This is a genomic window from Thermoanaerobacterium sp. RBIITD (assembly GCF_900205865.1).
Taxonomy (GTDB): Bacteria; Bacillota; Thermoanaerobacteria; order Thermoanaerobacterales; family Thermoanaerobacteraceae; genus Thermoanaerobacterium.
This window is the reverse complement of the sequence record NZ_LT906662.1, coordinates 1,880,108-1,902,758: the sequence shown is the minus strand read 5'-3', so window position 1 is coordinate 1,902,758 and position 22,651 is coordinate 1,880,108. Positions and strand designations below refer to the sequence as shown.

Sequence of the window (22,651 nt, the reverse complement as noted above, 5' to 3'; positions counted from 1 at the left end):
AATGAACATATTAAGACTTTTAGCTATTATAAAAAAGGAATTTATACAAATAAAAAGGGATAAGCCGAGTTTAATCATATCTGTAGTAATGCCTTTAGCAATGCTTTTTCTCTTTGGCTATGCCGTTTCAACAGAAGTCGATCATATACCAATGGCAGTTTTAGACCAAAGCAAAACACAGGAAAGCAGAGCTTTTATTGATGCATATAAAAATTCATTGTATTTCGATCCAGACTTTTATGTAAATAATATTAATGACCTTAATGCACTCCTTGATAAAGGTACAGTTAGAGCAGGTTTAATTATCCCGCCTGGTTTTTCTATGTATAATAATAAATCAGCGCAGGTATTATTGAAAATTGACGGTTCAGACCCTACAACAGCAAGAACAGCTTTATCAAGTGGGATAATGGTTTCACAATATTTTTCAAGTAAAAATTTGCAAAACGAACTATCTAAAAAAGGTTTAAAATTGCCAGATTCAGGGATAGATATTAGGACAAAGGTCGAATACAATCCAGATTTAAATACATTAATTTTTACTATACCGGGACTTCTAGGATTAGTAATGCAGAATATCACGATAATATTAACAGCTTTTTCATTGGTTAGAGAAAAGGAAAAAGGTACGATGGAACAGCTTATTGTCACACCCATAAAATCAGCAGAATTAATGATAGGAAAGCTTATACCATATGTATTAATCGGATATGCAGATTTTCTTATGGTCCTGGCATTAAGCATGTACTGGTTTCATGTCCCTGTAAACGGCAATATATTTTTGCTTTTACTGCTGGGCTTTGACTTCATAATATGTGCACTTGCAATCGGTATGCTTATATCAACAGTTGCCAAGACGCAAACACAGGCAATGCAGGGTGTTTTTATGATATTATTGCCTACTATAATATTATCAGGCTTCATATTTCCACGTGAACAGATGCCCTTAATTATAAGGGCAATAAGCAATATCATTCCATTAACATATTTTCTAAATATATTGAGGGGAATTATAATAAAAGGCGTAGGTGCAGATATAATTTTAAATCAAATCATTATATTGACAGCAATGGGTCTTATGCTATTAACATTAGCAGTATTAAGATTTAGAAAGAGACTTGATTAAAATTTTAAATTATTATGTAGACAATGTTTTTTAGATATGTTATCCTGACTTTTGCAGTAAAAAGGGACAAAAAATGCCCATAACCTCTTTAAAATAAAGGGTTTTGGGCTTTTTGCTTTTGTCAAAGATTCATGGTGAGATCAGAACTTTTTTGTCTGTGCTAAAGATTTTTTTATTTCCCCAAGACTCATAATTTTTTTTCTAAAATCAATGTTTAACTCTTTTCCAATATCTTCAAGAGCATTATTACAAAAATCAAATAAATAATAATTCTCTTTGATATGACTGCAGCATGCCTTACCAAGACTTTCAAGTATTTCTGTTACCGAATATTTGCCTTTCAATCTATATTCTAATATCCTTACAATTACAAGTGCTATAAAGCATATCAAAAAGTGAGCATCAATATGCTCTTTTAGCGACAAATAGACAGGTCTACTTTCAAAATCACTTTTCGTTACTTTGAAGGATTCTTCTATCTTCCAAAGCCCACGATACATGTCAATTATTTTTTCAGGCGTCTCTTTGTATTCACTGGTCACTATAGCATAATAGCCATCAAATTTTTCTTCTTCACGTAATTTTTCTTCGTCAAAAGCCAAATGCTGACGCACACTCTCGGATATTTCCCCTGTATCAGCATCAAAAACAAGATTCTTTACATATTTAGCTGCACCATATGATATAGATTTATTGTACTTCCCAGGATTTTTAATCATATCCATTGCTTTAGCTATTGAAGCAGTACGATCTATCTTGGCTTTAGCTGCATATTCAGGACTATAGAAAATAACTTGTCTCTCATCTACTACCTTTTTTATTTTTTTGCCATTCGTTGCAGTTACTTGAATTTCCCTAGGGTAAAGTCTTGATTTGATTTTAAAGCCATTACCCTTATTAATATATCCGCTTTCATCAAGAACATAATCCTGAAAATCTTTGTCTGCACTACGAATAGAATAACTTAATACATAGCCGTTCTTAGCTGATAGAATATACCAGATATTATCACCAGTAGTTAATCCTCTATCTGCTACAATAATTATTCTACCTAAAGAATATTCTCGTTGGATCCTGCTTAAAGCTGGAATCAAAGTAGTTTTATCAGGCACATTACCAGGAAAAAGCTTATATGTAATGGGGATACCATTGGTATCCATAAATAATCCCATCTGTACAATCGGATCCGGTCTGTGTTCTTTAGAAACTCCTTTTTTACGCAATTCATCCTGCTCATCAATTTCAAAATAATAGTTAGTAACATCATAGTAAACCAAATCTGTATTACGATCATACAAAGATTTAATGTGCTCATGAATCCAAAGTTGTAAAGCTTCACTATGCTTGTTGAAAAAAGTAAGACATCTATAAACATCATCCAAAGAAAAATCAAATTTCTCAAAGAATATATCTTTATTCTCATAAGTCTTTTTCTTTGAAGCAGGATACAATAAGCGTGAGAATACAAGAAGTTTCATGATAGCATTAGCATCATATTCTTCTTTTGAGTGACGTTGTCTGTTTTTTAGAAATTTATCTATTTCAAGCTCATGATAAATTTTACTAAAAGCTGCATAGCCAAAGTTTTTACGATTAACAGAGTTAGAAGGTATCAACTCATTTTTAGCAATAGTAAACGTAAGATGAGCATTTTCAGATAATCTTTGTTCCTCTAACTTTTTCGCTTCGTGAGTAAAAAATTCAATAGGATTCTCATACTTTTTTTCCAATTCATCAAGGTAACCAAGAGATTCAATGGTTACAGATCTTGTGGTTTTGGTATTTTTATCCCAATAATTATGAACAATAGATAAGTATGTACGGCCAGTTTTTTTATTTGTAGCTTTTCTAAGATACATAGTAGCATCGCTCCCCCTTTAATACTAATTATAACACAATAATCCAGAAAAATCCATATAAAAATGACAAAATTTTAAAATAAATTTACCCGAAATCATCAGTGAAATTAATGGTTTCGGGTTACGTTACATAAAAATTTGCTGCAAAACTAGGGCAATGGGTCTTATGCTATTAACATTAGCAGTATTAAGATTTAAAAAGAGACTTGATTAAAATTTTAAATTATTATGTAGACAATGTTTTTTAGATATGTTATAATCTTTGTAGTTTAATAAGACCCTTTAAATTTAGTCCAGCGAGGCTAAAAAGGAGGAGCGGAATATTTTTATATCCTCCTTTGGAGGGTTTTTTTATGCCGAAAATTAAAAGGAGGTTATAAAATGAAAGACAAAGTTTATGGTATTCAGGATGTTCCACCAATTAATCAATCAATTCCACTGTCATTTCAGCACGTTTTTGCGATGTTTGGTGCAACAATATTAGTGCCGCTTCTGACAGGACTCGATCCTGCAGTTACATTATTTACATCAGGACTTGGTACATTGATATTTCATCTTATAACAAAAGGAAAGATACCAGCTTATCTTGGCTCATCTTTTGCCTTTATAGCACCAATAATTGCAGCTACAAAGGCATTCGGTGTAAGAGGTGCTTTTACAGGTATGATTGCCGCTGGCCTTGTTTATGTAGCAGTTTTTGCAATAATAAGCGTTACAGGAATTAACTGGATCGAAAAGATATTACCGTCTGTTGTAGTAGGTCCAGTCGTTATGATAATAGGTTTAAGCTTAGCACCAACAGCTATAGGTGAAGCACAAAAAGATTTACCGACAGCACTTGTTACAGCGGCATTAGTCATAATTTTTAGCATGTTCGGCAAAGGCTTTATTAAAGTAATACCAATCCTCCTCGGCACTATAGGAGGATATCTATTTGCAATAGCAAGAGGTCTTGTAGATTTTGGGCCTGTTGCTAAGGCATCTTGGATAGCACTGCCCAAGTTTTCATTTATGATAGGTCATTCACCTGTCCTTGCATGGGGTGCAGTGACGTTAATAGCACCACTCGCATTCGTTGCAATAATTGAGGATTTAGGCCATGTGCTTGTAATAGGGAATATCGTGGATAAAGATTTAGTAAAAGACCCCGGTTTCCATAGAGTCATGCTTGGAAATGGTCTTGCAACGTCAATCGCGGCGTTATTCGGTGGACCACCAAGCACAACATATGGCGAAAATATTGGTGTTCTTGCTGTGACAAAAGTCTACAGCTCAAGAGTCATAGAAGGAGCTGCAGTCATAGCAATACTTTTAAGCTTTGTACAAAAAATCGGTGCTTTAATACAAGTTATCCCTCAACCTGTTATGGGCGGTGTAACAATAATACTCTTCGGTATGATAGCTGCAGCTGGTATAAGGACATTGGTAGAAAATAAAGTAGATTTTTCAGACAGCAGAAACTTAATAATAGCATCAGTAATTCTGACACTTGGTGTTGGTGGAATTAAGATAGGTTCCGGTAACTTCATATTCGAAGGTGTTGGACCAGCAACATTGGCAGGGATACTTCTAAACCTTGTATTACCTAATTTGAAGTTAACAAAATCGACACCTAAAGATGAGAAGGTAAAAAATGCAAATGTAGGCAATAGTAATATTGTAAGTGAAGTTTAATAGATTAAAACTTAGAGAAGTGTTCATTTATGTGTACTCTACATGGATTAGTATTTATGTTACGAAAAAGTATAACCGTCAACCGGTTATACTTTTTTGCTCATGCTTTGTATTCCTTTTAAGTTTAAAATATAGTTCATTTCAAAAACGGCCGCTTCAATTAACTTATCTATTTCTTCGTCAGAAAGCATATTACCTGTTATTTTCTTTAATAAATTAAAAACTTCTACTTTTTTATCCGCTCCATTTCCAGATCCAAATTCCTGCTCTACACCTCTTACAAGCATCTTTGCAATATCAAAATACTTCTTTGTCTTTTCAGTTCCTATTTTTGCATATAAAAAATTTATAAAGTATCCAAGTGCAACCATTATTACAAGTTGTACGCCGGCAGTCAATATCGTCATTATAAGGTCTCTCATTTCTTATAACCTCCTATTAATTTTAATATAACTGATGCAAAGTCCTTCCATTTTACATAGCTTTCAGGATCATGGTAATCATTTATTAAACCACCTTGATGTAATTTTTCAATATCATCGGAAATACTTACTCCTTGTAATCCAAGAAAATTAAAAATACCATTTGAAATAGCTGTAGCAAAAAGATTTGGTTTATTTACAAGTAAATTTACATCTTCAAAGTGTGTTATAAATCCCGTTTCAATTAATATTGCAGGCATATCTGTATGATGAAGCACATAAAAATTTGCTGTCTTCGTACCTCTATCAATTGTATTTAACATCGAAACAATCGATCTTTGTATAGATACTGCCAATTTTGCCCCGATGATACTTCCGGGATATGAGTATGTCTCTGTACCTTTCGCAGAAGTGTCTTTAAAACCATTGCAATGGATAGATATAAAATAGTCTGCTTTATTTTTATTTGCTATATCACACCTTTCCTGTAGCCCTAATGAGATATCTTTATCTCTTGTCATGATAACATTGATATTTTTGGATTTTACAATATCTTTTAATTTAAGTGATATATTTAAGTTTATGTCCTTTTCAAGAAAATTATTGCCTACAGCTCCGCTGTCGTTTCCTCCGTGCCCGGGATCTAAAACTATTAGCATATAAAATACCACCTTCCTTTATATATATAATCATCATATATAATATGTTAAAAAGTGAAAAAAGTTATATATTGAAAAAAGCTAAATAAAAATAACGGATATATCCTCAATAGAATTATATACCCGTTATCGTTAATAATTTTCACAAATTTAAGTTATTTTTAAAACATTACAGCTTTAGTTAATTTTTTAAATTTCTATTTATTACATCCCACAAATTAAAGTCAGGCAGCTGGCCTTCCGTAATCGTTCCAATCCTCCAAGTTGATTAGTATCACCCAAAATTGGATTTATTGTATTTTTCTACCGAGAAACATAGCAGATAACTTTGTCCTGCTTTTATCTATGATTTGCTTTACAGCTTCATATCCATCTGGTAATGATATTAACACTTCCATCTTTACCTATACCAAACCAATTTGTAGAAACTTCGGAGAAACTCGTAGTTCTTATTGCGCACTGAGAATATGACCTCACTGCTATAATTTACTGCAACTCCGAGCTTTTCAAATATGTCTCTATAATGAACCATAGTCCTGCTGTTTTGAATAACTGCAGACTAGGTAAAATTTATTAACTGCCCATCAATATAAACTTTTACCCCTTGGTCAGTAAATATATTCATTGGAATTAAACCAATTAAAAGAATAATGATAACAGCAAATTTTATGATATTTTTAATCCGTTTTACTAAATAGTCATCTCGATTATCTTCTTTCATATTATCCGTTAATCTAATTTCTTTCGGTTTTATCAACATTTTCTAAAAGATACTCCAAGATTCTCAATGTGCTGTTCAATTTTTTCCCTCATCTCCGGAATTATTATTTTAATCATCTTTTCACCTTCTCTTTATTTTCTTAACCTTTTACTTTCTTACGCGGCGGCAGTATTACGACCGCTTTAGTTACCTCGCCCAATTTTGCCAGCGCCTTTTAAATCATATCCTATATAAGTAATTTCATTATTATTTGCAAATTCGCCTCTAATATTATTAGCCCAAAAAGACCCTAATTCTGTAAATACTATATTCTTATCATCTATGATAATAAAACCATCTTCTTGTAACTGTAGTAATAATTTTTATACATATCTATTGCGCTTATTCCGCATTGTTGAATACTTTTAGATAAATTACATTTAATTAACCTTAATGGCATTAGCATAAATCTTCTTAATATTTAATCATCATCACATTGGTGTTAATGGTTTGTTATCAATAAAAATGTAGTAATCTGGCAATTCATAACTTTTCATATTTGCTTTCCAATATTCTTCTAATTCTTGAATAATAATATTTGATTTATCTTTAGTAACAATAAATGCATAAACTTTATCATTTGTATAAATATTTTTTAATAACACAAGTATCTATGCAACATTGATTATTTAATATTTTTTCAATATCATATGTAAATATTACATATGACGATTTTTTGATTAAATCACTTTTTCGGCCTAAGACCCTTAAACAACCGTTATCAGTAATGTACCCTACATCATTTGTCATAAACCAACCACAATCTTTATGTATGGGTTAAACACCTTTTTCATCTAAATAGTAATCTGCGATAGATGGACTTCTACACACAATATCCCCAATAAATATATCTTGATATTTTTGTAAATTAATAATTTTGATTTCAGTATTGTCTACGGGTGGACCAACTGTACATGACCACTCTTCTATATTCGATGATAACCTTACTAAAGCTAATACTCCTGCTACCTCGGTCATTTCCTAAAAATACTTTAGATTTTAGTGAACCCATCCTTCTTAAAAAATTTCTGTTGGAAGTTGATATACATACTTCATCATCACCAATAAGCCCTTTGCCAATGTTAAAACAGATGTGTTCCATATAAAATCTGGTTTGATAATCTTTAGCAGAAGCTGTAATAATAGGCAAAAATAGAAAACAATCCTGACGCAATATTTTAAGAGATTATCCATCATCATAATCTAGATATATATTCTACTTATATAGCTGTTGCCAACAATAGCAAGAGGCCAAACTTGATATATTTGGCAGTATATTGTTGGAGTTATTTGAACTTGCCGGTTATGAAGAATTGGGGGAAAAATACTGAAATATTTGTAAGAATAAATAACCCGATGACATTAAGACGTTTTGCAATCCAAAATTATTTTAACTTGATTTTGACTGAGATTGAAATGAAGAGAAAAAGGCCTCAGGAAGTGCTTATAGAATTTATGAGCAGCAATTTATCTGATGAAGAAAGATATAACGTAATTAAAAATGATTTTCTGGGTAGAGATGATGAAGTAACTAGACTCTTAAAATAAAAAGAATGAAGCATAGAGATGGTTTATTTGCTTTCTTTTTTGGAACCTAATAGGAGATTATGTCGTACCAAGGTAAGAACTTGAAAAAGTAAATGAACTGTCACCAGATGTATGAATTTTGTCGTCGACCTCCAGTAGTGCAAAAAGTGTTGGTGAGCGACGACATTTTTTATAATTTTATTTTTTAAAAAATTATCGACTTTACTATATTTTGTGGTATAATCAAGTTAAACAGACTGACAAGCAACAGAAGTTTGTATAAAGTTAAATGCTTTTGTAAAGCCTTTTAAATGAGTTTTTAGCCTACCTATCAGGAATTGAAACAAGACTATTTTAAAGACAAAAAGATTAGAGAAAGTCAGTTTTTAGCCTACCTATCAGGAATTGAAACCAAATTAACGATATTAATACTAATATCAATACTTTAACGTTTTTAGCCTACCTATCAGGAATTGAAACTAACGTATTTGAGGGTGGAAATATGAAAGTTGATGACGGTTTTTAGCCTACCTATCAGGAATTGAAACTCCAAAAAAGATAAATCTAAATTATAAGTATTTATTTGTTTTTAGCCTACCTATCAGGAATTGAAACTGATAACAGATGGCATGTTCACATGCACATGCTACGTTTTTAGCCTACCTATCAGGAATTGAAACTTTTAAAAGCATACGAAAAACACCAAATATTTTATTGTTTTTAGCCTACCTATCAGGAATTGAAACACAATCGCTCTAATCTGCCTATCGAGCATCCTATCATGTTTTTAGCCTACCTATCAGGAATTGAAACTATATAAAGCTTAAATAAGCCTTATATCATTTTAAAAGTTTTTAGCCTACCTATCAGGAATTGAAACATAGAATTAGAAAAAAAGAAGTTTCATTAGAGGAATGTTTTTAGCCTACCTATCAGGAATTGAAACTAGTAAAATGGAACTTGTATAATTTAATAGGTGTTTCGTTTTTAGCCTACCTATCAGGAATTGAAACCTATACCTTCATTAATACAATCCTTTTTTGCTATCCCGTTTTTAGCCTACCTATCAGGAATTGAAACTTTATAGATTCGCTTTTTTCATAATTATTATTACTGTTTTTAGCCTACCTATCAGGAATTGAAACAAAGTTTTAAGGCTCTCTATGCAAGGCTTAGAGAGGTTTTTAGCCTACCTATCAGGAATTGAAACTTTTACAAACGTGTAAAAGATTATTTAGCATCTTTGGTTTTTAGCCTACCTATCAGGAATTGAAACCTTTATCAATTTGTTCAAGTCTGACCCTATCAGGCAGTTTTTAGCCTACCTATCAGGAATTGAAACAAATTTATTCTATATTGATACGTTCTGTCATATTTGTTTTTAGCCTACCTATCAGGAATTGAAACGTATCAAATCTCTCCTCAACATAGTAAATTGTCCAGGTTTTTAGCCTACCTATCAGGAATTGAAACTTTTTTTGGGACGTAGGACGGCCCGTGGCAATTGAAAGTTTTTAGCCTACCTATCAGGAATTGAAACCAAAACAATATAGGGCAGCAAGATGTTAATAATACAAGTTTTTAGCCTACCTATCAGGAATTGAAACCGTCTTGTAAAAAAAATTCTAATCTTGCAGGGTTCATGTTTTTAGCCTACCTATCAGGAATTGAAACTTGTTTCCTTCGTAGTTCCTTCGTACGGATTTCGTAGTTTTTAGCCTACCTATCAGGAATTGAAACAACATTTCAGGGTAATTAACGTTCTTGTATGAAATGTGTTTTTAGCCTACCTATCAGGAATTGAAACAAAAATGTTGGGAAATAAACTAACTGTTGATGAAATGTTTTTAGCCTACCTATCAGGAATTGAAACCCATATCATTTATACAATATTCCTATTCCTCGTCTTGTTTTTAGCCTACCTATCAGGAATTGAAACTACGCTTCAAACCCTTCTTCTGGGTTTGTATAATTTGGTTTTTAGCCTACCTATCAGGAATTGAAACTACTCTTCTCCATCTGTGGGTAAAACGTTAGGGCGGTTTTTAGCCTACCTATCAGGAATTGAAACGTCTATAAAATATCCCGCATCAATAAGCTCATTTTCTGTTTTTAGCCTACCTATCAGGAATTGAAACTGGCATCTAAAAATCTTAAAAAAGACTCTTTTTTAGGTTTTTAGCCTACCTATCAGGAATTGAAACTACTCTTCTCCATCTGTGGGTAAAACGTTAGGGCGGTTTTTAGCCTACCTATCAGGAATTGAAACGTCTATAAAATATCCCGCATCAATAAGCTCATTTTCTGTTTTTAGCCTACCTATCAGGAATTGAAACTTAAAATGATTCAAAAAGTAATTGGGAATAAGTTAAGTTTTTAGCCTACCTATCAGGAATTGAAACTAAGCTCTTATTTGGTCATCAGTCCAAATATCCGTTGTTTTTAGCCTACCTATCAGGAATTGAAACGAGCATGACGTAAATCATGCTCTTTTAAGAGGGTTTCGTTTTTAGCCTACCTATCAGGAATTGAAACTTATAGCTAATGTATTACATATAGTCATTGAAGCTATGTTTTTAGCCTACCTATCAGGAATTGAAACGGAGACAATATCCCGCCTCCCTTTTTATATACAGCGCGTTTTTAGCCTACCTATCAGGAATTGAAACTAAGAATGACCTATAAAAATATGCTGTGCTTTTGGGTTTTTAGCCTACCTATCAGGAATTGAAACTTTTCTGCTATCTCCATTCTTAAAGCCTGTTCTGCAGTTTTTAGCCTACCTATCAGGAATTGAAACTGCTTGTAATTGTGTTCCACAAATTTGTGAAAAAGCTGTTTTTAGCCTACCTATCAGGAATTGAAACAGGAATTAGCATTGTGGATGACAAGGAAAATACTTGGTGTTTTTAGCCTACCTATCAGGAATTGAAACCCAATTCAAAAAAATTGCAGAGAAAAAAGACGTAAGCGTTTTTAGCCTACCTATCAGGAATTGAAACGAACAAATTGGAATTCCATACTGCAAATTGCTGAAAGCGTTTTTAGCCTACCTATCAGGAATTGAAACAAGATGTTAATATTTGTATTATGTATTCTAATTTCGTTTTTAGCCTACCTATCAGGAATTGAAACCAGATGACAATATAATCGACTATAAGCCAGAACTAAAGTTTTTAGCCTACCTATCAGGAATTGAAACATTACATCTGTTAAATCGTATCCATCCTGCAATGTTAAGTTTTTAGCCTACCTATCAGGAATTGAAACATTTATACCTATATTGATATTTACTTTTGCTTCTATGGTTTTTAGCCTACCTATCAGGAATTGAAACTGGTGATTATGACTCCATTGTGTACTGGCAAGATGATGTTTTTAGCCTACCTATCAGGAATTGAAACAAGAAATCTTCGTTGTCTACACTCCAAATATGCAGCGTTTTTAGCCTACCTATCAGGAATTGAAACGCACTATCCCTATATCGTGTTCGCTTATACCTGCTTGGTTTTTAGCCTACCTATCAGGAATTGAAACTCCTTTTTTAATCTTCTTAACATTATCAGCTTTAAGTTTTTAGCCTACCTATCAGGAATTGAAACCGGAGTAGGATGGGGATTTGTTAGCATCGAATACCAGTTTTTAGCCTACCTATCAGGAATTGAAACCAGCAATAGGATGTTCATCTGTACATGTTATTTTATTGTTTTTAGCCTACCTATCAGGAATTGAAACCAAAGTCAATAGTTTTTATAATTTTTTTAAAAAATTTTGTTTTTAGCCTACCTATCAGGAATTGAAACAATTAGGTTTTGAAGGTAATACAATAGTAACAGAAAACGTTTTTAGCCTACCTATCAGGAATTGAAACAATAGATGGATTATTATATTCGATGGGTGCAAAAACAAGTTTTTAGCCTACCTATCAGGAATTGAAACGGATATTGAGTAATATCATATCCTGCCTTTTTAAGCTGTTTTTAGCCTACCTATCAGGAATTGAAACGAAGTAGTCCTCCCCCTCAACCTTCTTAATGAAGTAGGTTTTTAGCCTACCTATCAGGAATTGAAACAATACCTGGATGGATGATATAAACGTGGTAATCGTGAAGTTTTTAGCCTACCTATCAGGAATTGAAACCCTCTTTGAAATTATAGTTGAGTTGCTGCTTGTTCGTTTTTAGCCTACCTATCAGGAATTGAAACTTACATACCCTTATTAATTCACCATTAACGCTTTCCGTTTTTAGCCTACCTATCAGGAATTGAAACTAAATATTAGAGTAGGGGGTCATAATCTAACACCACCCGTTTTTAGCCTACCTATCAGGAATTGAAACTTTCCTCCTTATTTTTTTCTTATAAAACAATAACAGGTGTTTTTAGCCTACCTATCAGGAATTGAAACAAGATTACTCTTAATTTTTATGAACGAAAATTTTATCGTTTTTAGCCTACCTATCAGGAATTGAAACTTACATACCCTTATTAATTCACCATTAACGCTTTCCGTTTTTAGCCTACCTATCAGGAATTGAAACTTGCTTAAATCAATCTCAACCCTCCCTTCTTCCCAAAATGTTTTTAGCCTACCTATCAGGAATTGAAACATGCTGTGTGTCGATACTGCTACACTATTATAAATACGTTTTTAGCCTACCTATCAGGAATTGAAACCTTAAAAACTTCTATTTCATCGATCGCAAAACTTCTGTTTTTAGCCTACCTATCAGGAATTGAAACAATTCCTTAGCTTCTTCACGTCGGCTATTAAATATAGTTTTTAGCCTACCTATCAGGAATTGAAACTACTTTCCTGTCCAAAGAAGTAATTCAACCCTGTCAAAGTTTTTAGCCTACCTATCAGGAATTGAAACAAGATGACATCGCCGAGAAAAAAAACTGGAAAGGCGACGGTTTTTAGCCTACCTATCAGGAATTGAAACACTGCTAGTGTCAATTTCATTCCTTTTTTAAGTGTTCTTGTTTTTAGCCTACCTATCAGGAATTGAAACAAGGCTTGAACGTAATCTTTGTCTGGTGATGATAAAGTTTCTAGCCTACCTATCAGGAATTGAAACATATTCTCAGAATGAATAAGATTATTAATTTCTTTAGTGTTTTTAGCCTACCTATCAGGAATTGAAACGATAATCTAACTTCTATAAATTTTATTTCAATACCTTGTTTTTAGCCTACCTATCAGGAATTGATGAAAATGATAAAATAAGAATGTACGAAAAGTGGAAAATAAAAATGTACAAATTTGTACATAAATTTGGTATCCTTCTGTTCGTAGGAGGGATACCAGCAATGAAAAATCTATTAGGTTAAATTAGCATATTAAAGGCTATGGAGATAAAACCTAATTTTTCAGAGATAGCAAGGGAATATGGAGTAGACAGAAGAACTGTTAAAAAGTATTATGAAGGATATGAAAGCAAACCAAAAACAAGAAACAAACAAAGCAAATTAGACAAATACTACGATGAAATAAAAGCAAAACTTGAAATAAAGGGGGTTACGGTAAAGGGAGTATACGAATACTTTGTTTCTAAAAATTATGATATTGGAACATATTCTAATTTCAACAAATATGTAAATCGAAAAGGCTTGAAACCTGCTAAAAAAGTAAGTGGTCATCCACGATTTGAAACTCCTGCGGGAAAGCAAGCCCAGGTAGATTGGAAAGAAGAGATAAAATTAGTTTCTAAATATGGAGAAGAATTCATTTTTAATGTTTTTAACTATAAGCTTGGATATTCAAGATATTGCTACTTTGAATATAGGAAAGCAAAAACACAACAAGATGTAATTGAATGCTTGATAAACGCTTTTAAAGCTACAGGAGGCGTTCCAGATGAAATACTTTTTGACAAAGGGATACAACCTATAATATTATTCCAAAAAGAAAAGGCGTATCTATCTCCTCTGCCAAGTAATGATATCATAGAAGGTTATATGAACTTCGAACAAAAAGCAACTGTCCATAAAGATTCTATGATATATTACAAAGGTAGTAGATACTCAATAAATAAAACTGTAACTCTTAAAACAGTAGAAAATGAGTTACATGTATATTTTAACACAGACTTGATATCTGTCCATATATTAATTGATAAAAAGATAAATTATCACGAATCTCATTATAAAGAATTAATGGAATATCTTATCAAAAACAAAGAGGACATTGAACAAATATGCACAAACAATTGTTAAACAGTAAGATATCACATCCTGAAAAATAGAGATTAATTAAGCTGACTTATCCTAAAAAGTATAAAGATTAAACAATCACTAAACAGAGTTTTTACTTAAAAATTTACATTATACAATCTATAAGATCATATTATTCTAAAATCATATACATATAGCTTTAAGTATATCCATTTTTGGGTTTTACGCTTTTTGGGTAAATGCCATCTTGAATGTACCTTCTCCCCCGGATTGAACCGGGAGAAAGTTGTTTTATGGCACCAATCCTCTCCAAAGTGCTCAGGTTGCACCCCTGCATTTCCCTATCCCCTCCGGAGAAGAAGATACACTCATATATCCAATTATTCTGTAATATTTATATCACTTTGAGCTCTAAATACTAGCTCACCATTTATAGTTTTTTGACTTTCTTTAGCTCCTAATATCATTGACATTTCTGCAAGTAAATTAATTTTTCTTAAATATCCATTTGTGCTTGAATATATTAATTCAATTGCGTCATCAGTAAATATTGTTTCATTGCATCCTGCACATTTTAATCTGGATGTTATATATTCTTTTGTTTCATCTTTGTTTAAACCCTTAAATGAATAATTTAAAACTATTCGCTGCCTTAATGCTTCATGGGCTTGTCTATTCAACTGTATTATTAATTGTGTCTGTCCAGATAATATAAGTAATGCATAATTTTTTGTGTCCATTGTGTCTATGTTACCCTAAAAGTACCCCAGTATTTCAGTTGAAAAATCCCCCACATTAAGATAAAATTTCCCTCATGTAATAAAATACATGAGGGAGTAGTGGAGTTTAATCAATTGTTAAACAAGCAAGAAATCATATTATCATATATAAGAGATGGTAAATCTCAAAGACAGATATCTAGAGAAACTGGTATTGATAGAAAAGTTATTAGAAAATATATTAAAAAATATGAAGAAAAGAGAAGAGACTTGATAAATGAATGGAAAATAGATGGAAATACAGATATTCAAGAGATTATTGATGACATAATTGAGAAACCTAAGTACAATATCGAAAACAGGCATAAGATAAAGTTAACTGAGGAAGTGATAAATCGCATAAAATTTTATCTTAGAGAAAATGAGCAAAAAAGGTATTTAGGACAGTCCAAACAACAAAAAAAGAAAATTGATATATATAATGCCTTAAGAGAAGAAGGCTATGACATCGGTTATACATCCGTTTGTCAAGCAAAAAATGAAATATTAAATGACCAAAAAGAAGCATATATAAAGGCGGAATATCAACTTGGAGATGTGTGTGAATTCGACTGGGGCGAAGTCAAATTATTTATAAAAAGCGAGTTAAAAACATTTCAGATGGCGGTATTTACAAGTGCCAAAGGCAATTACAGATTTGCAAAACTTTTTCCAAAACAAGATACTTCATGCTTTCAAGAAGCACATGTATCATTCTTTGAAGATATAAAAGGCGTTTATCATACTGTAGTATATGACAATGCAAAAGTTATGGTTAAAAAATTTGTAGGAAGACCAACTATAAAAAGTCAATAGAAAAAAATAAAAAAATTTTGCCAAGAGGGTGAATAAAAATGCATGACAAATAAACCTGGTAATACCAAGTTAAAAGTAAATATATGTAATTAGTATGATTTACTAACAATCATTTTTAGGAAGTTTTACTTCATAAGCACAGTTGTTTTTTAAAATAGCACAAATAGTATAGCAAAGCTTGCGTGCTACAGCTCCAATAGCTGTAAGGTGATGTTTGCCTTCTGAACGTTTCTTTTGGTAAAAAGCCTTAAAAACAGGGTCACAATTAGAAGCAACTAATGCAGCACTAAAAAGAGCTTTCCTAAGATAAGGAGAACCTCGCTTACTCATTTTGTTATTTGTACTGTTATATTCTCCTGATTGTGATATAGAAGCATCAATACCGGCATAAGCTACAAGCTTTGATGGATTTTTAAACCTTGAAATATCTCCTATTTCTCCTAAAATTGTTGCAGCTGTTACATTGCCAATGCCAGGTATTGTAGTAATAGGAGAATTGATTTTATCAAGTAAAACTGATATCTGCTCTTCAACATCTGTGACCTGTTTTTCGATAAAATTAATTTGCTCAATTAATAATCTTAATTGCAGAGAAAAACTATCCAAACAAAACTTAATACCAAAAGATTTTTTAGCAGCAGAAGAAATTTCATTGATTTTATCCATAGCAAATTTTTTCATAGTAATTTCAGACAAAACCTGCTGCAATTGTTCAGAAGAAATATTTTCAAAATCATCCGGCGTATTAAAGTGGAGTAAGATTTCCTTAGACGTTTGTCCAAAGATATTAGAAAAGATAGATTGATATTCGGGGAAAACTTGATCTAAAACACAAACGGTCTTACGCTTAAGGTCACCTATAGAATTGATGAGGTAATTTCTAAAACGAGAAAGATTGCGAAGAGAGATAGTATCTTCGTTGGCTAAAGAAGTTTCTAAGAAATCACCGTAGCGAATAAGATCTGCAATTAGTATAGAATCGATGATGTCGGTTTTGCGCTTTCTGATTTCAGTTCCTTTACGCCAACCATCAGTTTGAATAGGATTAATAACATGAATAACAAAACCTTTTTCAACAAGAAAAGAATAAATAGATAACCAATAGTGGCCCGTAGCTTCCATACCAATTTCAACATTATTAACAGAGATGTTAAAGGAAGCAAGCTTATCAAGTAAGCTATCACCACCAACGTAAGAGTTTGGGAAAGAGAAAGCTTTAAAGAGGATTTTACATTTTTCATCAATTAAAGAAGCTACATGATTGTTTTTCCCGATATCAATACCTAAATAAAACATTTTTAATCACCCATAATCAATGTATTTTAGATAGTTCCTCTAAACTGATAAACGTTACTGCCTTGTTCTACATTCGAAGTACTAATCGAGTTAGTCAACATCCAACTTATTCGTAATCAGTTTATCAGACAGAGGTGTCAGTCTTTCAAGTACGAGCTTTCAATCTCAAGGAGTGAACGACAATACTCTATCTAATAACTTAATTATACAATTTTAAGTATAATTTATCAGCTAAAAAAGGATTATAGGTTGCCTTTATTAACCTAAATATATTATACAAGGAGTGAAAAAGAACCAACAAAAGGACTTTTAAAACTATCAATATATTACTGCTTTAAATTTAGATTTTGCAATACATATCGAGGCAATGAAAAAGGACACGTTGAAAGAAGCGTAGAATTTATAAGAAGAAAGGCATTTTCTAATAAAGACTACTTTGACTCATTGGAAGAAGCTAATAACTATCTTTATGAAGTATGTAAAAAGCTGAATAATACAAAAAACTATTTAAAAGACAATAAGTCACCTGCAGAGATACTTGAAGAAGAGAGACCGTATTTGCTGCCGCAATTACCACCATTTGATGCAGCAAGATGTGAAGACTTGCGGGTAGATAAATATTCAACAATAGTTATAGACTCATGTCATTATTCTGTACCTGATGCTTATGTCGGTAAAATCATATTTACAAAAATATATTCGCATAAAATACTTTGCTATTATGACAATGTAAAAATTGCCGAACATGAGCGAATATACGGATTTAACGAATGGTCAATAAAAATAGAGCACTACTTGAATACACTAAAGAAAAAACCTGGGGCCCTGCCTTCAAGCACAGCGCTTAAACAGGCAGACCCAAGGTTGCAAAATATCTACCATACCTATTATACCACCAGGGAGAAAGAATTCATAGATCTCTTGCAATATGTAGGTATAGTAGGTATGCAAAAAATACTTGATGCTATTGAGAAATTGAGAAAAATAGATCCAATTGATATTACAACAGATAAAATAAAAATAATATGCGAAAGAAAGGTTGATGAATATATAGAAAAGACAAAAACAAATAATGAAATAGAAGATAAATCAAAAGAAATGCTGAAAGAATTCGGCAATTTAATACCTAAAGAGGCCGAAAATTTCAAAGAGGAGGCCGTCATTTAAAATGAATAAAAAAGAAATATTTTAGAGAAGATACAAAAGATGCTGCAGCAAGAGATATAAGCTATGAAGAATACTTATACGGATTGCTCCAGAAAGAATATGATCTAAGACAGGAACATGCGAAAGAAAATCGTATAAGACTAGCTAATTTTCCATACAAAAAATATCTAGAAGACCTAAAAGTAGAGTATCTACCAGATGATGCGAATAGAAAATTAAAGATATTAAGTTCACTTGAATTTATTAAGAATGGACAAAATGTAATACTTGCAGGAAATCCAGGTACAGGCAAAACACATATAGCAATAGGACTAGGCATAAAAGCTTGTTTAGCAGGATATAGAGTACTATTCACAGCAATTCCAACTTTAATAAATCAATTAAAAGAAAATAGGTCAGAGAGAACATTACATACTTTTGAAAACAAATTTGCAAAATACGATCTTGTGATAGCGGATAAACTCAGGTTTATCTCTTTTGATAAAGAAGGGTCTGAGTTTTTATTTACAAACTTATCATTAAGAGCAGGAAGAAAATCAACGATAATAACAACAAACTTATCATTTGAAAGGTGGGCTGAAATATTCCAAGACCCAGTTATGACAGCAGCGATGGTAGATAGACTAACACATAAAGCCTATTTAGTAAATATGAATGGAAATTCATATAGACTTAAAGAAACGGAGGAATGGATAAAGAGTCAGAATATTGCTTAATTTTTTATACACTAAGTGGAGGAAAATTCGATTGAAATTTGGAGTATTTTTCACTTGACAAATGCAATGGATAAAGTTAAATTATTTTGCTTTTTATAGCACTTTTTATATTGAAATAATTTGCTGTATAACAAGATGCTGGAATACAAAAGTAATCTGAGTTTGTTGCTTCATTATTTTTAAATATATGTTCTTCTGACTGGGAGTGGCTTGTAAGCCTTTCTTTTCATTCTTCCCACCAGATCTTCTAAATTGCTGTTTAAAGTACATGTCATATTCACCTTTTGTGATTTTATCTATGCCTGGCACTTTTCTCGCACCTATATCTATTTGCTTTTCTTTTAATTTCTCTTCATTGATATAATATACGAGTGTTTGTAGTTTGTCATTTGGATGTTTTGCTACAACTTCGGCTATCCTCGTTAGTTCCGTTTTCATCTTTATTGTGCCTTCAATGTGTAAGATGTTTCTCTTTAAAGGTCGATGATATGTTACAGCCTTCCCTCTGCTGGCATTACCCAGCTTCATCAGCACTATACTGTAATCCAACTCCTTGCTAACCATCCAACTTACTTGTTACTTGTGTTTTGGACTTGTAATGTCGTACCCTCTTCGGGAGCTTGCAGAGCCTTCCGAATTCCCTAGTGCTAATATTGTATAGCATACCAAGGCCTACGGCCCCGAGGAAGTTCTATTATTCTTGCCATAATAACTAATAGAATTCTGTCTTTAGCTCATCCCAGAGCATGGGCCTTCCCAATTGAAATTTCGTAGCTCAACACCTTCAATCTTTCGATTTTCAGCCTATTATCTTCTCTACCTACACTTAATATTCGTCGCCATATATCGCCCAATACTAAGTACGGCTGCTGGTTAAACTTTATCAAGCTAGATTCACATCCACTTTAGCACCTAAGCTTTGCTCCGCGCACAAAACCATCCCTGAGTTAAATATTATTTTAAAATTAGATTAACTGTATCTCCAATCGAAAAACGATCATATACATTTTCAATTGCATTTATATATTGATCATATGCTTTTACCGTAACTAAAAATTCTTTTCCTTGATATTGTATATTTGTTATTCTTCCCTTGATACCAACACCATTTCTTTTTATTTTGAATTGTTCTGGCCTAACTGGGTATATAGCTTTATTGCGGAATTCTTCTGCTATGTTTTCCCCATTCCATTTTATTTCTTTATTTAAATCGGGTATAAATATATCATTCGTCCAATGACCTTTTATTAAATTTGCTTTGCCAACAAATTTCGCAACAAATTCATTTTGCGGATTAGTATATATTTCTTCTGGATTTCCAATTTGTTGAATCTTTCCATCCTTCATTACAACTATACGATCAGCCATAGCCAATGCTTCTGCCTGATCATGTGTAACATATATTATCGTTGTTTTGGTAATATCATGTATTTTTTTTATTTCTTTTCTCATATCAATTCTAAGCTCTGCATCTAGACTGCTTAGAGGTTCATCCATCAAAAGAAGGGATGGTTTCGGTGATATTGCTCTTGCTAGAGCAACTCTTTGCTTTTGCCCCCCAGATAATTGATATGGCTTTCTGTCATATAAATTCTGCAGTCCTACAATATTTAAAACTTCGTCAGCTCTTTTGTTTATATCTTCTTTTAAATCACTCGTTATAAATTTATGGTACCTTAACGGGAAAAGAATATGCTCCTTCACATTCATATGAGGCCATAATGCAAATGATTGAAATACCATTCCTATATTTCGTTTTTCTGGTGGTTCCGAGTAAGACTTATTTGCAACAAGTTTGTCATTTATTCTTATTTCACCAGATGTAGGTACATCAAAGCCAGCTATTAATCTCAATAATGTAGTTTTACCACAACCAGATGGCCCTAATATTGCTAGAAATTCTCCCATTTCAACTGATAATCTAATAGAATTTAGTGCCGTAAAGTCGCCAAACTTTTTTAATAAATCATTAATTTCTACCATCATGTAATATCACCCTTCTATTCCAAAAACGCTGTATAAAAAACAAAAATAAACTACCAATTACGATTAACAGTAATACAAAACTCGAAAATGCCGTTGAATTCGTAGTATATCCGCCTTGTTCAAAATTAAATATAACTACACCGATTGTTTCTGATCCGCTTGACCATAAAAGAGATGATACAGTCAACTCAGTTAACGACGTAATAAATACTAAAAAGGCTCCACTTAATATGCCCGGTAAAATCAATGGAAGTAATATTTTACGCCATTTTATTAATTGATCTGCACCGCAAATTGAAGCGGCCTCTTCAACGGATGTATCAACTTGTAATATTGCTGTTATGCTTCCTCTTACTTGTAATATCATAAATCTTGTTATATATGCTATAAATAATATCTTTATGGTCCCATATATCCCGGGATTCCAACCTGGTAAAGGCTCCATCCAGCTTAATATAATAGATAAAGCCATTACAATTCCAGGCAGTGCATATGGAAGTCCAATTACCATTTCTAGGAGTTTAATTAATTTGCTTGGTTTGCGGACTATACTATAAGCGACATGAGTACCAATTATTAGGCATATAAATGTCGTAACTATTGAAAGTATAAAACTATTTACGATAGCATTTTTAGTTTTATCATCTGATAAAATAAATCTATAATGATTAAATGTTAGATTTGAAAAATCTATATCGAGTCCGTAAGCTTTAAGGAAAGATGTAATTAGCATTGAAAATAAAGGTAAAAAAATTGTTATTATTAAAAAACCCCATATCAATGTTTCAACTATTTTTCGATAATTCCTCAAATGATATCTAGGGTTTAAATCTTCCGTCACAGTTTCCATCTGCTTAAAGTTTCTAAGTATTAACCAAATAAAAAACGTGCCAATTAATGCAATAATACCCAATATAACCGATAAAACTGCACCTTTTGCAAATGCAGTTGGACCGAACCCGATTATTTGCTGATATATATATGTACTAAGCACTGTTATATTTGCTTGAATACCTAAAAAAGCCGGTACACCAAAGTTATCCAAACTAGCTAAAAATGCTAACAATGCTCCATTTAAAATCCCAGGGAGAGATAATGGAATAATAATTTTAAATAATATTGTTAATCTATCTGCACCAGATGCTCTAGCAGCCATTTCTAAGTCTCTTGGAATTCTCCTCAGTACACTAGCCGTTAGTAAATATACAAGTGGGTAATTTACAAGTCCCATTATAAAAATTATTCCACCCATACTGTATAAATTGATACTGATTGATTTTCCAATAATCATTTTAGATAATATAGATATTAAACCATTGCTATATGTTAATTGCGTCCATGATAAAGTAAAAATGTATGACGGAATAAGAAAACTTGATAAAATTAACATATTTATAAATTTTTTGTGTTTGATATCGCTATATGCCACAATCCACGCCATTACAGTACCAATGAATATCGATATAATTAATGAACCAATAATCATTATTAAAGTATTCCTTATTACGTACCATGTTTCGTGGTCGCTAAAAATGGTAATATAATTGTTTAATGTTAATAATCCTTTAGAGAAACTGAAACTTAAATATATCAATTTGATTATTGGCAATAGAAAAAATACAAAAACAATTATAAAGCCAATAGGCCTTATACTTTTGTTTAAATTTAAACTGACTGAATGATTTTTTTGCATAATATTAACACCTAC

General features: G+C 32.2%; 17 protein-coding genes and 1 CRISPR repeat array. Of the genes, 7 read left to right on the top strand and 10 right to left on the bottom strand.

Annotation, left to right across the window (positions count from 1 at the left end):
* Window position 1 precedes the first annotated feature (1 nt).
* Window positions 2–1,126 (top strand): ABC transporter permease, encoded by a 1,125-nt coding sequence (locus CPG45_RS09145; RefSeq protein ID WP_096231619.1) that lies wholly within the window; start codon window positions 2–4, stop codon window positions 1,124–1,126.
* Window positions 1,127–1,266: 140 nt separating this feature from the next.
* Here the strand turns inward: CPG45_RS09145 and CPG45_RS09140 are convergent, their stop codons facing one another.
* Window positions 1,267–2,985: an IS1634 family transposase gene (locus CPG45_RS09140; protein WP_096231618.1), complete on the bottom strand. Its 1,719-nt coding sequence runs from the start codon at window positions 2,983–2,985 to the stop codon at window positions 1,267–1,269.
* 381 nt (window positions 2,986–3,366) lie between these two features.
* Between CPG45_RS09140 and CPG45_RS09135 the strand changes: the two genes are divergently transcribed.
* On the top strand, window positions 3,367–4,659 hold the full coding sequence (locus CPG45_RS09135) for a uracil-xanthine permease family protein (protein WP_096231617.1): 1,293 nt from the start codon (window positions 3,367–3,369) through the stop codon (window positions 4,657–4,659).
* Window positions 4,660–4,745: 86 nt separating this feature from the next.
* On the opposite strand, the gene CPG45_RS09130 is transcribed toward CPG45_RS09135, so the two are convergent.
* The 4 genes from CPG45_RS09130 to CPG45_RS18490 all read right to left on the bottom strand — a co-directional run bounded on the left by CPG45_RS09130 (window position 4,746) and on the right by CPG45_RS18490 (window position 7,478).
* Window positions 4,746–5,081, bottom strand: coding sequence for a phage holin (locus CPG45_RS09130; RefSeq protein ID WP_096231616.1), 336 nt, complete (start codon window positions 5,079–5,081; stop codon window positions 4,746–4,748).
* A complete protein-coding gene (locus CPG45_RS09125) occupies window positions 5,078–5,740 on the bottom strand; it encodes an N-acetylmuramoyl-L-alanine amidase family protein (protein WP_096231615.1) in 663 nt (220 codons plus the stop codon). The genes CPG45_RS09130 and CPG45_RS09125 overlap by 4 nt, the downstream gene beginning before the upstream one ends.
* Window positions 5,741–6,299: 559 nt before the next feature.
* On the bottom strand, window positions 6,300–6,500 hold the full coding sequence (locus CPG45_RS09120; protein WP_096231614.1) for a hypothetical protein: 201 nt from the start codon (window positions 6,498–6,500) through the stop codon (window positions 6,300–6,302).
* Between the two features lie 777 nt (window positions 6,501–7,277).
* Window positions 7,278–7,478, bottom strand: a complete 201-nt coding sequence (locus CPG45_RS18490; protein WP_096231613.1) for a hypothetical protein — start codon at window positions 7,476–7,478, stop codon at window positions 7,278–7,280.
* Between the two features lie 279 nt (window positions 7,479–7,757).
* Between CPG45_RS18490 and CPG45_RS09110 the strand changes: the two genes are divergently transcribed.
* Together CPG45_RS09110 and CPG45_RS09105 are read left to right on the top strand one after the other, a co-directional pair.
* On the top strand, window positions 7,758–8,048 hold the full coding sequence (locus tag CPG45_RS09110) for a hypothetical protein (protein WP_231968680.1): 291 nt from the start codon (window positions 7,758–7,760) through the stop codon (window positions 8,046–8,048).
* A 294-nt stretch (window positions 8,049–8,342) separates the two neighbouring features.
* Window positions 8,343–13,243: direct repeats of the CRISPR family, unit length 30 nt; unit sequence GTTTTTAGCCTACCTATCAGGAATTGAAAC.
* Between the two features lie 136 nt (window positions 13,244–13,379).
* Window positions 13,380–14,246, top strand: a complete 867-nt coding sequence (locus CPG45_RS09105; protein ID WP_096231612.1) for an IS21 family transposase — start codon at window positions 13,380–13,382, stop codon at window positions 14,244–14,246.
* 338 nt (window positions 14,247–14,584) lie between these two features.
* Here CPG45_RS09105 and CPG45_RS09100 read toward each other — a convergent pair whose 3' ends face one another.
* A complete protein-coding gene (locus CPG45_RS09100) occupies window positions 14,585–14,944 on the bottom strand; it encodes a hypothetical protein (protein WP_231968678.1) in 360 nt (119 codons plus the stop codon).
* 114 nt (window positions 14,945–15,058) lie between these two features.
* Here CPG45_RS09100 and CPG45_RS09095 point away from each other — a divergent pair, with 114 nt between their 5' ends.
* On the top strand, window positions 15,059–15,778 hold the full coding sequence (locus tag CPG45_RS09095) for a helix-turn-helix domain-containing protein (protein WP_231968677.1): 720 nt from the start codon (window positions 15,059–15,061) through the stop codon (window positions 15,776–15,778).
* Window positions 15,779–15,880: 102 nt separating this feature from the next.
* Here the strand turns inward: CPG45_RS09095 and CPG45_RS09090 are convergent, their stop codons facing one another.
* On the bottom strand, window positions 15,881–17,074 hold the full coding sequence (locus tag CPG45_RS09090) for an IS110 family RNA-guided transposase (RefSeq protein WP_096230805.1): 1,194 nt from the start codon (window positions 17,072–17,074) through the stop codon (window positions 15,881–15,883).
* Window positions 17,075–17,518: 444 nt separating this feature from the next.
* On the opposite strand from CPG45_RS09090, the gene CPG45_RS09085 reads away from it, so the two are divergent.
* Both CPG45_RS09085 and istB read left to right on the top strand, forming a co-directional pair.
* Window positions 17,519–18,241, top strand: coding sequence for a Mu transposase domain-containing protein (locus CPG45_RS09085; RefSeq protein ID WP_197702789.1), 723 nt, complete (start codon window positions 17,519–17,521; stop codon window positions 18,239–18,241).
* 5 nt (window positions 18,242–18,246) lie between these two features.
* The gene (gene istB, locus CPG45_RS09080; protein ID WP_096231611.1) at window positions 18,247–18,957 is read left to right on the top strand and encodes an IS21-like element helper ATPase IstB; all 711 of its coding nucleotides are present in this window, start codon (window positions 18,247–18,249) and stop codon (window positions 18,955–18,957) included.
* Window positions 18,958–19,062: 105 nt separating this feature from the next.
* Here istB and CPG45_RS09075 read toward each other — a convergent pair whose 3' ends face one another.
* The 3 genes from CPG45_RS09075 to CPG45_RS09065 all read right to left on the bottom strand — a co-directional run bounded on the left by CPG45_RS09075 (window position 19,063) and on the right by CPG45_RS09065 (window position 22,636).
* The gene (locus tag CPG45_RS09075; RefSeq protein WP_172856535.1) at window positions 19,063–19,506 is read right to left on the bottom strand and encodes a hypothetical protein; all 444 of its coding nucleotides are present in this window, start codon (window positions 19,504–19,506) and stop codon (window positions 19,063–19,065) included.
* Window positions 19,507–19,911: 405 nt separating this feature from the next.
* The gene (locus CPG45_RS09070; protein WP_096231609.1) at window positions 19,912–20,943 is read right to left on the bottom strand and encodes an ABC transporter ATP-binding protein; all 1,032 of its coding nucleotides are present in this window, start codon (window positions 20,941–20,943) and stop codon (window positions 19,912–19,914) included.
* Window positions 20,927–22,636, bottom strand: coding sequence for an ABC transporter permease (locus CPG45_RS09065; RefSeq protein WP_096231608.1), 1,710 nt, complete (start codon window positions 22,634–22,636; stop codon window positions 20,927–20,929). Before CPG45_RS09065 ends, CPG45_RS09070 begins: the two co-directional genes overlap by 17 nt.
* Between the last annotated feature and the right edge of the window lie 15 nt (window positions 22,637–22,651).

What these genes read in the sequence shown, in the direction of transcription:
- CPG45_RS09145 (WP_096231619.1), top strand. Translation starts at nt 2, where the DNA reads ATGAACATATTAAGACTTTTAGCTATTATAAAAAAGGAATTTATACAA.
- CPG45_RS09140 (WP_096231618.1), bottom strand. Translation starts at nt 2,985, where the DNA reads ATGTATCTTAGAAAAGCTACAAATAAAAAAACTGGCCGTACATACTTA.
- CPG45_RS09135 (WP_096231617.1), top strand. Translation starts at nt 3,367, where the DNA reads ATGAAAGACAAAGTTTATGGTATTCAGGATGTTCCACCAATTAATCAA.
- CPG45_RS09130 (WP_096231616.1), bottom strand. Translation starts at nt 5,081, where the DNA reads ATGAGAGACCTTATAATGACGATATTGACTGCCGGCGTACAACTTGTA.
- CPG45_RS09125 (WP_096231615.1), bottom strand. Translation starts at nt 5,740, where the DNA reads ATGCTAATAGTTTTAGATCCCGGGCACGGAGGAAACGACAGCGGAGCT.
- CPG45_RS09120 (WP_096231614.1), bottom strand. Translation starts at nt 6,500, where the DNA reads ATGTTGATAAAACCGAAAGAAATTAGATTAACGGATAATATGAAAGAA.
- CPG45_RS18490 (WP_096231613.1), bottom strand. Translation starts at nt 7,478, where the DNA reads ATGACCGAGGTAGCAGGAGTATTAGCTTTAGTAAGGTTATCATCGAAT.
- CPG45_RS09105 (WP_096231612.1), top strand. Translation starts at nt 13,380, where the DNA reads ATGGAGATAAAACCTAATTTTTCAGAGATAGCAAGGGAATATGGAGTA.
- CPG45_RS09100 (WP_231968678.1), bottom strand. Translation starts at nt 14,944, where the DNA reads ATGGACACAAAAAATTATGCATTACTTATATTATCTGGACAGACACAA.
- CPG45_RS09090 (WP_096230805.1), bottom strand. Translation starts at nt 17,074, where the DNA reads ATGTTTTATTTAGGTATTGATATCGGGAAAAACAATCATGTAGCTTCT.
- CPG45_RS09070 (WP_096231609.1), bottom strand. Translation starts at nt 20,943, where the DNA reads ATGATGGTAGAAATTAATGATTTATTAAAAAAGTTTGGCGACTTTACG.
- CPG45_RS09065 (WP_096231608.1), bottom strand. Translation starts at nt 22,636, where the DNA reads ATGCAAAAAAATCATTCAGTCAGTTTAAATTTAAACAAAAGTATAAGG.